The 13,319-nt window shown below is 45.6% G+C and carries 12 protein-coding genes and 1 other RNA gene; 9 read left to right on the top strand and 4 right to left on the bottom strand.

The features are described from left to right. Nucleotides 1-10: 10 nt before the first annotated feature. The 7 genes from EXU85_RS11755 to trmD all read left to right on the top strand — a co-directional run bounded on the left by EXU85_RS11755 (nt 11) and on the right by trmD (nt 9,973). Nucleotides 11-1,435, top strand: a complete 1,425-nt coding sequence (locus EXU85_RS11755) for a DUF4403 family protein (RefSeq protein WP_246859526.1) — start codon at nt 11-13, stop codon at nt 1,433-1,435. A 791-nt stretch (nt 1,436-2,226) separates the two neighbouring features. Continuing rightward, a complete protein-coding gene (locus EXU85_RS11760) occupies nt 2,227-5,418 on the top strand; it encodes a SusC/RagA family TonB-linked outer membrane protein (RefSeq protein ID WP_142772266.1) in 3,192 nt (1,063 codons plus the stop codon). A gap of 27 nt (nt 5,419-5,445) precedes the next feature. Then, on the top strand, nt 5,446-7,098 hold the full coding sequence (locus EXU85_RS11765) for a RagB/SusD family nutrient uptake outer membrane protein (protein ID WP_142772267.1): 1,653 nt from the start codon (nt 5,446-5,448) through the stop codon (nt 7,096-7,098). A 131-nt stretch (nt 7,099-7,229) separates the two neighbouring features. Continuing rightward, nucleotides 7,230-7,714, top strand: an RNA gene (rnpB, locus tag EXU85_RS11770) — RNase P RNA component class A. Between the two features lie 157 nt (nt 7,715-7,871). Then, nucleotides 7,872-8,576, top strand: coding sequence for a 30S ribosomal protein S16 (locus EXU85_RS11775; RefSeq protein ID WP_142772268.1), 705 nt, complete (start codon nt 7,872-7,874; stop codon nt 8,574-8,576). Nucleotides 8,577-8,724: 148 nt separating this feature from the next. After that, nucleotides 8,725-9,309, top strand: coding sequence for a ribosome maturation factor RimM (gene rimM / locus EXU85_RS11780; RefSeq protein ID WP_142772269.1), 585 nt, complete (start codon nt 8,725-8,727; stop codon nt 9,307-9,309). Beyond that, a complete protein-coding gene (trmD, locus tag EXU85_RS11785; protein ID WP_142772270.1) occupies nt 9,299-9,973 on the top strand; it encodes a tRNA (guanosine(37)-N1)-methyltransferase TrmD in 675 nt (224 codons plus the stop codon). The genes rimM and trmD overlap by 11 nt, the downstream gene beginning before the upstream one ends. Nucleotides 9,974-10,083: 110 nt before the next feature. Here trmD and EXU85_RS35760 read toward each other — a convergent pair whose 3' ends face one another. Next, complete coding sequence (locus EXU85_RS35760) at nt 10,084-10,641, bottom strand: PDDEXK nuclease domain-containing protein (RefSeq protein WP_246859528.1); 558 nt, start codon at nt 10,639-10,641, stop codon at nt 10,084-10,086. A gap of 218 nt (nt 10,642-10,859) precedes the next feature. Beyond that, on the bottom strand, nt 10,860-11,084 hold the full coding sequence (locus tag EXU85_RS35765) for a DUF1016 N-terminal domain-containing protein (RefSeq protein WP_246859529.1): 225 nt from the start codon (nt 11,082-11,084) through the stop codon (nt 10,860-10,862). A 380-nt stretch (nt 11,085-11,464) separates the two neighbouring features. On the opposite strand from EXU85_RS35765, the gene EXU85_RS11795 reads away from it, so the two are divergent. Next, nucleotides 11,465-12,097, top strand: a complete 633-nt coding sequence (locus EXU85_RS11795; protein WP_142772271.1) for an NAD(P)-dependent oxidoreductase — start codon at nt 11,465-11,467, stop codon at nt 12,095-12,097. Nucleotides 12,098-12,177: 80 nt separating this feature from the next. Next, nucleotides 12,178-12,330, top strand: coding sequence for a hypothetical protein (locus EXU85_RS35320; RefSeq protein WP_168207774.1), 153 nt, complete (start codon nt 12,178-12,180; stop codon nt 12,328-12,330). Here EXU85_RS35320 and EXU85_RS11800 read toward each other — a convergent pair. Continuing rightward, complete coding sequence (locus EXU85_RS11800) at nt 12,314-12,916, bottom strand: Fic family protein (RefSeq protein WP_142772272.1); 603 nt, start codon at nt 12,914-12,916, stop codon at nt 12,314-12,316. The two genes, EXU85_RS35320 and EXU85_RS11800, sit on opposite strands and share 17 nt — an antisense overlap. Before the next feature lie 22 nt (nt 12,917-12,938). Beyond that, nucleotides 12,939-13,310 carry a hypothetical protein gene (locus EXU85_RS11805; protein WP_142772273.1) on the bottom strand — a complete coding sequence of 124 codons (372 nt, stop codon included), beginning with the start codon at nt 13,308-13,310 and terminating at the stop codon, nt 12,939-12,941. Between the last annotated feature and the right edge of the window lie 9 nt (nt 13,311-13,319).

The raw sequence follows: 13,319 nt of genomic DNA on the forward strand, positions 1-13,319 counted from the left end.
GGCTGGAGCTTTGCGCCATCTTAGCCATCTGATTTTACTCTGTGCAACTCTGTTTTATACCTTTTTCCTGCTAAGTTGCAGCCAGCCATCGAGTAATCACCTGAATCCTAAAGCGCCTAAAGAAGCCTACAACACTACCGAAATGGAAGTCCGAAATGAACGCTTTTTATCGACCGTCCACGTTCCTGTTTCCATTGCGCTAAGTGATGTTGAGCGGCAAATTAACGCCCAGGTCAACGGCCTTATTTACGAGGATAATAGTCTGGACGATAATAACCGTGATCAGTTCATGGCGAAAGTCTGGAAGCGGGGTACTATTCTCGTTACAGCGGAGGATAGTCTGTTTCATTTTACCGTTCCACTAAAGATCTGGGCTAAAGCGGGTGTATCTGTCTTAGGTTTCACACAGTATAAAGAAACTGAGTTCGAAATTGATCTACGATTCAAAACCAAGTTCGATCTAGATAAAGACTGGTCGGTTCATACCCAAACTCAGGCGGATGGCTACGGGTGGGTGCGTCGACCAACGGTAAACGTGATTGGGGTGAATATTCCGATAACGAATTTCGTAGGGCGTATGATCGACAAAAATCTGGGCAGCATTACTAAAACCATCGATCAGCAGGTACGTCGGAATGTGGACCTCCGTACCCCCGTTCTGAAGGTCTGGAATACGCTTCGCCAACCTTATCTATTGTCGGAAAAATACCGAACCTATCTGCAAATTGTTCCGAAACGAGTCCTTATTACGCCTTTGCGGTTTGAAGGGCGGGTGATCCGGGCGACAATTGGGATTGAAGGATACACCCTCACAACTACGGGTGCCAGGCCGGAGGTGCACCCAGCGGTGTTGTTGCCCGATTTGACGGTCGTTTCATTGGTGAAGGATGATTTTCAGATTGGCCTGCTGAGCGAAGCGAGCTATCCTGAAGTAGCAAAAATTGCCGCCGAAGAATTCGTAGGTAAATCGTTTTCCTTCAGTGATAATCGCTATACCATCACTATCACAAGTATGGACTTATACGGTCAGAATGAAAACCTGATTATTAAGGCTGGCCTTAAAGGAACGATCAACGGCGATATTTACCTGCGTGGACGCCCATACTATGATGCCCATGACCAGACCATTTCCCTGAAAGACCTTCAGTTCGACTTAGATACGAAAAATGTGTTGGCACGGTCGGCGGGTTGGCTACTGAAAGGCACCTTTGCCCGAACGCTTGAAAAGCAGCTCACAATTCCGGTGGGCTCGCAGATTGCCGATATGCAGAAGTTATTGCAACAGCAACTCAAAAATAATCAGTTAGTGAAAGGTGTTGTTATTAATGGGCAGATTGATGAAATTAGACCCGATCAGGTCTATTTAACGCCAACTGCCCTACTCGCGGTTGTGAACGCCCATGGCCGGATTGATGTGAAAGTAGAGGGGCTTTAATAGACCTAAGCCTGAGAGCACCTGGATGCTCATAGAATCAGGATTATCAGTTGTACTCGTTTTGTGAGGGGCTGTCTGGACCATGATCCAGACAGCCCTTTTTGTTTTATAGGCTTAATTAATCGTTAATAAGGCCTGATTGATTGGCCCCAGAACCTGTTCGTCTAAACCTTCCTCTGAATCATTCGGACAGAAAGGAGCAACTGTATGTTAACCAATGTCAAAGTTTACCCGTCAATTGACTTATAATAATACCTAGATAAGTAGAGTCATTGCTTGGATTGACTAGCGTTCGCCAATCCAAGCAATGTGGAGGTGATAATGTATGTATATAGTCCTATGTGAAGTACAATATTAGTTGATTTAGTTAATTGCAAAATTTTTAAATTAAAATCCTGTTAAAATTCAATTAATTCTTTGGTTTGAGATAAAAACTGTTATTTACATGAGTATAAATACTTATTTTTAGTAAGTAGTATAGTGATTATTTGTCGACAATATATTTGGATATTTTTTATAAATAGTACTATGAAATATAAGATAATTCAAATTTTAACTAAATTGTATACAAGGCTAATAATTGATTTATAATTTCAAATTATATGGTATTTTCGTAATAATAATCTGTATTAATAGCTACATAAGAATTATATTCTGCAAACCCCCTAAAATATAAATTGAAGAAATATATAATATTTTCAATGTGAAGCTTTTGAATTTAACATTGCACCAACTACTTTTGAAGAATCGTTTTAGTTGAGTAGTATAACTTAATCAACAATAACTTGTATATGAGGAAAAATTTACTGTTGAGCCTCCTGTTGGTGTGCTCAACCTGCGTAAGTCTCTGGGCGCAGGACCGAAAAATTACTGGTAAAGTATTTTCTGCTGAAGATGGCAGCGCTCTGCCGGGTGTATCGGTAGTTGTTAAAGGGACCACAGTTGGGTCCGTCACTGACGGTGAGGGTAGCTACTCACTAGTTGCTCCTGCAAAAGGTTCTTTAGTATTCTCCTTCATTGGCATGGCTACGAAGGAAGTTGCCCTAGGCGCGAGTTCGGTTGTGGATGTTAAGTTAACAACGGACACCAAGCAACTTGCTGAAGTAGTGGTAACCGGGGTCGGCGTTGCAACCGACAAGCGCAAAATTGCTATTTCGGTTGAATCGGTTTCTGGAAAAGATTTACCGCAAACGCCTTCGGCCTCTGTCGATCAGGCCCTGATCGGTAAAATTCCGGGTGCGCAAATCACCAGCCGGAGTGGTACACCTGGTGCAGATGTAAATATCCTGCTACGTGGTATTAATACGATTAACCGCGGTACACAACCAATGATTCTGATTGATGGGATTCAGATGGGCGCTACCAGCCTTCAAACCATTGATTTAAATTCGATCGAGCGCGTTGAAGTCGTTCAGGGTGCTGCTGCGGCTACCATTTATGGTGCTCAGGGCGCTAATGGGGTTATCCAACTGTTTACCAAAAAGGGTAAAAACGGTCAGATGAACATCGACTTTTCGTCGAGCGTTGCCGTAAACACCTATTTAAACAACGGCGGTGTGAGCAAAGCACAATACCACGCGTTTGCTACCGATGCCAGCAATAACATTATCGGTTCGTCAGGAAAGCCAATTGTATATGATGCCATAAATGGGATTTATTCGGAGAACGTCCAGTATAATTCGACAGATCCAACGGCTACGAATAGCAAGCCCTACAACGCTAACCTGCAATATCACGATCACTTTGACTATTTCTTCAAGCCAGCCAACACTATAAACAATAGTGTTGCTATCACCGGCGGAAGTGCGAAGGCTGACTTTGGTCTGTCGGCTTCCAATAGCCACCAGGAAAGTAATATTCGGGACAACGGCTACTGGGATCGGAGCAACCTGTCGGCTAACATTGGTGCACAATTGGCGAGAGGGCTTACCCTTCGTTCGATCACGCAATTGGCCTACACAAAAAGCACATTGAAGTCCAGTGATCGAACCATTCTGTATAATTTATTGAATGCGTATCCATTAGCTGATTTCGACCTAACCACTACAGATGGGTCTATTCCGCTCAATATGAACCAGACGATTGGGATCAACGCATCGAACCCATCCTATCGCCAGGCTTATACCCGCAATAATGATAATAAGATTGACATCATTCAGAATTTGAACCTTAACTATAAGTTTCCGAAGTATGTTGATCTTGATTTGAAATACGGGCTTAATTTTCAGACTCAAAACCGTGACCTGGAATATGCGAACCAGGCCAATAATGCCAATAACAAATATTGGTTAACCCAGGGGTCAACGAATTATATTTCGAATTATAATACCACGAATACTGGTGATCTGACGAAGTATACCAACAGCAAAGTGTTCCAGAACTTCCTGGCTACCGCTACGGCTACCTTTGATTTTAAAGAGGATTTTCACCTGAACATTCCCATCAAATCGTCTACACAGGCCTTGTTTGACTGGCGTAATAGTCAGGTGAAAGAGTATACCAGCGCGGCTATTGGTCTGCCCGCAGCGTACACACCATATAATGCGGCCAATACAACCTCGTGGCGCGTGTACCGCGATTATTCGGAGCCATTTATCACGTATGGTTATCTGATTAACCAACGGTTTGAAATCGGTGAATTTGCCGGTTTTTCGGGCGGCTTCCGAAGTGATTACTCGTCAGCATTTGGTCAGGGTTCCAAGCCCTTTACCTTCCCCCGTGGCGATGCTTATCTGCGTTTATCAGCTCTTAAATTCTGGGAAAATAGCCCTGTAAATAGCTTTTTGCCTGAGTTAAAGCTCCGGGCCGCTTATGGACAGGCAGGTATTCAGCCCCAACCGTTTGACCGCTACGTGACCATTACACCAACAACGGTAGGTAACACAACAGCGTTCTACTATGCCAACCAACAGAGCAATCCAGCCCTGGGCGTAGAGGTATCAGAAGAATTAGAAATTGGTACCGACATGGTATTCAGCTTATTTAAAGGCAGCAGCTGGTTAAATGCTATTGCGCTATCGGCTACGTACTGGGATCGGAAAACGAAAGATGCTATCTACCAGGTCGATGTGGCCCCTTCTGTCGGACTTGGAAAGTTGACAGATAACGCCTTTACCTTAGGCTCGAATGGGCTTCAGATGTCGTTAAATTCGACGGTTTATCAGGGCTCCAATTTTAAATGGAATACAACGATCAACTTTGGTAAACAGAGCTCTCAAATCCTCGCTGTTCGCGGAGATGCGCCGATTGTTGTTACATCCAATGCCGGAAGCACAAACTATGTTCTGAAAGCAGGTGAGAAAATCGGTCAGTTGTACGGCTATAAATCAATTCATAGCGTTAACGAGCTAGGTCCGAATGGCACTCCGTTTATTCCTGTGGGAGATCAGGAACAGTATACCCTGGCCAGCAATGGATATGTGGTGAATAAAACAACCAAGCAGCCGTACTTTACGGCCGACAAATTCAGTTTTGGCGATCCAAACCCAAAGTTTAACATGTCGTTTATCAACGACGTTACGTTCAAAAACTTCCTCACCTTTGGTGTTCAGTTTGATTGGGTCAATGGTAGTCACCTCTACAACCAGACCAAAGAGTGGATGTATCGGGATGGTATTCACAGTGAATATGCGAACCCCTTTACTATTGATGGACAAACGGGTGCCTGGACGGCCTTCTATCGGGGTGTTTATGCCCAGCGTACAGCCAACGGTACAAAAGATTATTTCTACGAAGATGCTTCATTCCTGCGTCTAAGAAACATTTCTATTGGCGTTGATCTGGCTAAAGCGTTCAAGATACCGGCTGTTAAACGACTTCAATTGGTTCTTTCGGGACGTAACCTCTGGACGCTTACCAACTATACGGGTTTCGATCCGGAAATCAGTTCCGGAACGTCGAACTCGGCTTGGGACCGTGGAACGGATCACAGCACGATGCCGAACTTTAAATCGTACCAGGCTTCTTTAAACTTTGGATTTTAAGGAACCCCATCTCAAAAAACTGATCGTATGAATAAGTTAAAAATATATGCTTTAACACTGGTGTTCGCCGGATTTATGGCGTCCTGTAAAGAACAATTGGACGTTCAGAACCCAAACCAGCCATCTTCTCCAGCGTTGAAAACCGAAACAGGTCTGATCTCGTTTGGCGAAGGATTCTACATTACTGGATTCAAGGATGTAAAATACTACGATGGCGTTCCGGGTTATTTTTGGTCGGGAGCTATTGGTAACCACGAACTAATGGGGGATGTGATCGGAACAGACATTGCCAACGTCTTTATTAATCAGATTGGCGCCCCCAATCAGGTTACGCTCGACGATGGTAGCATTCTGCTGAATCCAAACTCGCCGAACAAGCAGATCGACTTTCTTCGAATCACAGCGAATGTTAACTCGACGGGTTTCCAAAACTCAACCTATTATGAGTGGGCATACATGTACAACATGAACAATGCGGCTAATACACTGTTAGCCAACATTGATGCAACTACATTCTCGGGCGAAGTCGATACCAAAAAAGGCGTTTTAAAAGCCTGGGCTTACTGGTGGAAAGGCTATGCCTACTCGCGGATTGGCTCGATGTATTATGCGGGCATCATTAACAATAAGGCAAACGGCGAAGCACTGAACGGCACCAATGGCAATTATGTAACGAAAGAAGCCATGATTGCAGAAGCCAACAAGAACTTTGATGAAGCAGCTAAAATTCTGGGTGGCTTAACGGCCAGTGCCGATTATACGGCAACAATGACGGGTTTAATTCCGAGCTTTAACCGGGTTGGCAAAGGAGGGATATTAACACCAGCCATGTGGGTGCGCAATATCAATACGATGAAAGCCCGGAATATCCTGGTCAATACGCGGCTTAATGCAATGACTGCGGCTCAATGGGCCGACATTCTGACGCTTACTAATAATGGCGTACTAGCTACTGACTTTGTCTTTACGGGTCGTTCCAATGCGGCTGGCGACTTCCTGGCGCCGACGACGGGCACTGTATCGGCAAAAACAACAGGTGCTAACAACACCTATAAAATTTCTGAACGGTTGATTCAGGATTTTAAAGCGGGCGACCTCCGCTTGTCTAATAATTTCCAACAACGCAGCTCAGCATACATCGGAGAAACCTCACGGGGTAATGCGTTCTTTACCCGTTTTAACCTGATTAACCGGGGAGCAGTTGGCTCAGAAGGTAGTGCCTCTGTTATTACGTATTCAAATACGAATGCAGGTGGTACCGAATTGTACCTGGCTAGCACATACGAAGAAAATCAGTTAATGAAAGCGGAAGCGTTGATTTACACAAGCAAAATTGAGGATGGACTTGCGCTTATCGACGAAGTTCGTAAGGCACAGGGAGCTGGTCTGGCCGCTGTGGCTGGAACAGGCCTGACACTTGATGCCGCCAAAGAAGAACTGCGTCGGGAACGACGGATTGGTTTGTTGTTCCGGGCGTTAGCGTTCTACGACGCACGGCGCTGGGGCATACTGGAGACAGGACGGACCAATGCTGTTGCCCTAAGCCGCACGGGTGTTGTAAGTACTAAGGCAACCATCAACTATGGTTATCTGGATTATTGGGATGTGCCCGATAATGAAATCGCATATAATCCACCAGTTAGTGGCAGTGCAGCAACGAAAAATCCAAAAACAAACTAATTGGATAACTGTCTGAAGCGAATAACAGATTAACTAAAAACTCCCGGTATCTGTAGTAGATCACTACGATCCGGGAGTTTTTAGTGTGTTGAGAAACCACCACCATCATCGTATATTTGCCCTCCCTGATCAATACGAGTTGGCTTATCGCGTCTGAGCAATTGGGCGAGGAAAGTCCGGGCAGCATAGGGCACCCTACTTCCTAACGGGAAGGAGGATGGTTGGGAACGACCATTCGACAGCCAGTGTCACAGAAAATATACCGCCCGTACTTAATGTATAATTGACAATGTAAAATGAATAATGAAGGCTATTGCTGGGATTATTCATTAACCATTATACATTATTCATTAAGTAGTGGTAAGGGTGAAAAGGTGGGGTAAGAGCCTACCGCCCGACGGGCGACCGGCGGGGCAGGATAAACCTTAGGGGCTGAAAGACCAAATAAGCGTCGGATGTGGGGCGGCCCGTTCCCGTTTCGGAGAAATCCGGATGCCGACGCGGGTAGGTCGAACGAGGTGGCCGGTGACGACCATCCCAGATAAATGATAAGCCATCTGATGAGCCGAGAGGCTTACTTGGAGGACAGAACCCGGCTTATAGACTCGTATTGGGAAGGGTTTTTTATTATTGTTTGAGGTTTGTAGTTTAAAAGTTTGAAGTTGATAACATAACTTCAAACTTTTAAACTACAAACCTCAAACTTTTTTTGTACCTTTGCGGCCACGTTTTACAAGGGGGATGCGTCTCCCATCAAAACCAAACAAGCACAAATGAGTGTTAAAATTCGTTTAGCGCGTCGTGGACGCAAAAAAATGGCGATTTACGACATCGTAATTGCAGAGTCAACCTCTCCTCGCGATGGCCGGTTTATTGAGAAAATCGGTTCGTACAATCCCAACACTGACCCTTCGACGGTCGTATTAAAGTCTGATCGGGCCGTTTATTGGCTTATGGTAGGTGCTCAGCCGACCGATACCGCGCGTTCGGTATTGTCGCATGAAGGCATCATGTATCGTAAACACCTGCAGGTAGGCGTCAACAAAGGGGCCATCACGCAGGAACAGGCTGATGAGAAATACACGACCTGGCAGGAAGGCAAACAAAGCCGTAAAGCAGGAGCTGCTGATACCAAATCGCAAACCAAAGAGCAGGATCGTGCTGCTCGTCTGGAAGCTGAGAAAAAGGTAAACGAAGCTCGCGCTGAAGCGATCGCCAAGAAAAACAAAGTAGAAGAACCTGTAGTGGAAGCTCCGGTTGCCGAAGTTGCCCCTGCTGTTGAAGAAGCTCCTGTAGCTGAAGCGCCAGCGGTTGAAGAAACTCCAGTAGCTGAAGTAGCAGCCGCTCCGGTTGCTGAAGAGGCTCCTGTAGCTGAAGCCGCTCCCGCTGTTGAAGCAGCCGCCCCGGTTGCTGAAACTCCAGTAGCCGAAGAAGCTCCTGCTGCTGCAAGCACGGAAGAAAAACCAGCTGCGGAATAATTTTCGACTGCTTCGAAATGCTGATGATTCGGCATTCCGGTAAATTTGCTAAGAAAGAGCCTGTTCGTTTCTGAACAGGCTCTTTCTGTAAGTAACGCGGCCAGCCGCGCTCAATAGCTTTATAGTTGGCTTTCAGCTATGTTAGATTATGACAAAAGAAGACTGTTATCAAGTGGGTCATATCACCAAAACGCACGGCGTTAGTGGTGAATTAGTGCTGTTTTTGGACGTTGACAACGCAGCGGAGTACGCTGATCTGGAATCGATTCTGCTGGAAGTGAAGGGAGAATTGATTCCATACTTTATCGAATCGATCGCCATTGTAAAAGGTAGCCGGGCAATTATTGCCTTTGAGGACGTCGACACAATCGAGCAGGCTGAGCGTTTAATCAACTGTGGCGCTTACTTACCGCTTGATGAACTGGAGCCCATTACCGATGAAACCCGGTTTTACTTCCACGAAATTGTCGGCTATCAAATTGTTGATGCCGTAGCCGGTGAGTTGGGTATTGTACGTGGTGTATATGCCATGAACGCGCAGGATCTGATTGCCATGGATTATCAGGGCAAAGAAGTCCTAATCCCGATCAATAGCGATATTGTTCGGACGGTGGATCGCACCCAACAGAAGCTTAATGTAGCACTGCCTGATGGTCTTCTGGAAATTTATATGGAAGACCCTAAAGACAAGCCAGAAACGAACGGCGACGAGGACGATACCGATGAGGATTGATATTATTACCTGTCTCCCCAGGCTTCTGGATAGCTTTTTTGCCCATTCAATTCTGCAACGGGCGCAACAAGGTGGGTATGTAGAGGTAGTTGTGCACGACCTGCGCGATTATACAGCCGATAAGCACCGACGCGTGGATGACTATGCGTTCGGGGGTGGTGCCGGTATGGTTATGCAGATCGAACCAATTGCCAATTGCATCCGAGCATTACAGTCCGACCGTGCCTACGATGAGGTAATTTATATGACCCCCGATGGTGAGCGGCTGAATCAGCAAACGACTAATTCGTTATCGCTACGACAGAACCTTATTATTCTGTGTGGCCACTACAAAGGCGTCGATGAGCGGGCCCGAGAGTTGTTCATAACCAAAGAAATCAGCATCGGTGATTACGTATTGTCGGGCGGTGAACTGGCGGCTTGCGTGTTGTCGGATGCCATTATCCGTTTGTTGCCCGGTGTTCTGAACGACGAAACATCAGCCTTAACCGATTCTTTTCAGGATAATCTGTTGGCCCCCCCTGTATATACCCGCCCGGCCGAATTTGAAGGGCATCGGGTTCCGGATATTCTGCTGTCGGGCCATGAAGCTAAAATTGATGAATGGCGCCACGAAAAGGCCCTTGAACGTACTCAGGCAAGGCGGCCCGATTTACTGGATTAACATCGGGTCGATACGATGGAAAGAGTAGAAGCTTTGGGATCGTTAATGGGTTGTTTTACGTGCCAATGGTGATGAGGTCATAGATAAGCCTGGTTGTTGAGTTTTACTATTTAGTTCACTTGTTCGCTTTGAATATAGGCGTAGAGTTCAGCCAGTTTTTCGGCCAGTAATCGTTTGTCAATCAGTTGCTGTGTATAGTCGGCTACGAGTGTTGGTGATAGGCTACGGCTGAGCGCATACTCAACTACCTGGCTATCTTTGCTGGCACAGAGCAGAATGCCAATACTTGGGTTTTCATGAGGCAGTCTGTGGTCTCGGTCAAGGGCTTCCAGATAGAAGTTGAGCTGACCAATATGTTCGGGTTTAAAGGCGGTTACTTTCAACTCAACCACCACAAAGCATTGTAGGGATCGGTGATAGAGCAACAAATCAGTGTAAAAGTCCTGATTACCTACCTGCACGCGGTAATTTTCGCCCACAAACGTAAAATATCGCCCGGCTTCGAGCAGAAACTTACGCAGGTTTTGGATTAGTGCAGTCTGTAAGTCGGCTTCGCTATGACGATTGGGCAAGTCCAAAAACTCCAGTACGTAGCTATCTCGAAATACATTAGTTACGTCTTGGGGCAATTGGCGTACTGCGGGAGGCAACTGTGCATTGGCCAGCATAGTGCGCTCAAATAGATGGCTGTCAATCTGGCGTTCGAGTTCCCGCTTGCTATACTTCTCCCGGACGGTCAGAAGCAGGTAAAACTCCCGTTCTTCCGGGGTTTTGCATTGTGATAAATAATGAGGTGGTTTGTCCAGCTAATTTGTGACACCAGTGGTGACACTTTTTCGTAAATCGGCCGATATGTCTCGTAGAATTGTTTCATCCGGTAGAGACCTCATCGGTTAAAGCCCCGTAAGTCGGGTTGTTGTTGCAGAATGAAATCGGCGAGCTGATCGACAGTTTGGCTACCCCACTCGGTAGACGCAACTTTCGCACTAATATAAGCACCGACGTGCCAATAGAGATCAATTAACTCACGATTGACCCGCTGCATAACCCGGCTTCGAGCCTGATGAATTAAGGTAACAACTTCGGTGAATTGGTCAGATAGATCAGCCATATATCAACTTAGAGTTAGTATTAACTGGTTGATAGCCATGGATTAATCAAGGGGTATTCGGGTAATCGTTCTTAGGCCCAATTCGGTTAAATTAGCCTTTGTTTGGGCTTCTACAGAGACTAGTTCAACTTTCGTAGCTGCCATAGCAACGAGTATTCCTTCTCAAATGTATTATTTAACTTAGAATAGTAAGGTTAAAATCGTTTATGGATTTGTTATTAATAGTAAGCTTAATAGCGCCCAAACCGGTTTAGTTACTAGACTCGTATAAGTAAGGCGAGACTAATACGCAGTGGACATTTACAAAATTACTAGCTAGTAGCTTTGTAACATTATAGTGAATTTTGGGTTAGAGATATAACCAAAATCAGCCATTTTTTATGCAATTGCTAGTCGTAGGTGCCACCGGAGGGACCGGGTTACAAATCATTGAGCAAGCTCTTCAGCGCGGTCATTTTGTCACGGCTTTCGTACGAGATCCCGCTAAACTGCCTGTAAAGCACCCGAACCTAACCGTGGAAACTGGCGATGTGCTAAAACCGCAGACACTACTACATGCCGTGCGTCGGCAGGATGTGGTGATATGTGCGCTCGGTAGCCGACCCGGCCAGCATGATGAGGCTGTGGCCGATGGTACGAAAAATCTGATTGCGGCTATGCGGCAGGCTGGCGTTCGTAGACTATTGGTTGTATCGTCATTGGGCGTTGGGACGAGCTACGAAGAGGCATCGCTACCAAGTAAACTAGTTATAAAAACACTGCTTAGCGGAGTTATTGCCGAAAAGGAAAAACAGGAACACGCCATCCATACAAGCAAACTTGACTGGGTAATTGTGCGCCCAACCCGCCTTACCAATGGCCCTCTTACAGGCAAAATTAGACTAGGTGAACATTTGCCATTTCCACGATTTTCGATACCCAAAATTAGTCGCGCCGATGTAGCTGCTTTCCTGCTAGATCAACTTGATAATGACCAGTATCTGGGTAAGGCCGTGACGATAACCGGAAAATAAGCCTTTCTTTACTAACTTTAGGTGTTAGAAAAAGGATACCTCAGACGCGACATGAGCGCTAAAAATCTTATCTTTATAAAATGAAATCAACAGAAAAAAAAGCAACCATATCGGCTATTCGATCTGATATTTTACGGTCAGCGATTGCTTCCTTTTGTATTGAGAAAATAACTATTTCAACAGAACAGGCAGCTATTGCCTTGCGAAAAGCAGAAACTACGTTGGGAAAATAATTTCGATGATTTGCCTCATCGGCTCATAGTCTTGATCGGCTGCACGTTGCACGGCCATTACATAATTGGCAAAACGGATACTGGCTCCCTCGTTAGGCTCTATCTTTTCCCAATGCGGAGCGTTTAGTCCCTGTTTTCGGCACATCAAATTCGCTATTAGTCGTGCTGTCCGGCCATTCCCTTCCCGAAATGGATGAATAAATAACAGTTCAGCATGAACTACAGCCAAATCATGGATGAGCTGATGCGTAGCCGAGTAGCGATTAGGGAGTTTCGCTAGAATATCAGTTTCAAATGAAGCCATTACGGCTGGTAAAAACTGAGCCATCGGGAAAACAAATCCGCCTTTTGATAAATTGACATCCCGCCATTTACCTGCAAACGAATAAACTTCGCCTAAGGCTAGTTTATGAACTTTCTGTATATAGCCACTTGAGAATCTGGTTCGATTAGTTAGTTCGTCAGTCAATATAATTTCTGCCTTTAGGAATCCATCAAACTCCGCCAAGGCAATTGCTTCCGCCGAATTCAGGCCAAGTTGATTCGGTAGGAATTCATTTTGGTCATGTGGGATTTGGTACTTCATAACCCAAAAGTCCTTTACTAACTTACTTCACCGGATGCGAGCTAACAATTGTACAGTCACAGCGCTTCGTGTTGGCAGGTAACGTGACTGGCTTATCGAAACTGCTATTGGGGGCCAGGGTGCGGCTGAAGGTTGTGAATTTTTCCTTGAGTGCCGTCCCGGCTTCATCGAAGGCAATGATTTTTACCGACACGTCCTTGTGAGAACGGGATGACAAATTCTTGACCACCACGTTTACTGTCGATGTCACCAGTACATTGTCGACTTCAGAACAGTCCACAGTTAAATCAATCGTTTGGGGCGTAAGCGACGTATGGTTCAGTTTTGACACCACGAAAAGAAGAATACCGCCAAGGACAACAACAATCAGGATCAATCGAATCAATGCTTTCATAGGAGTTCC

It is taken from the genome of Spirosoma sp. KCTC 42546 (assembly GCF_006965485.1).
Taxonomy (GTDB): domain Bacteria; phylum Bacteroidota; class Bacteroidia; order Cytophagales; family Spirosomataceae; genus Spirosoma.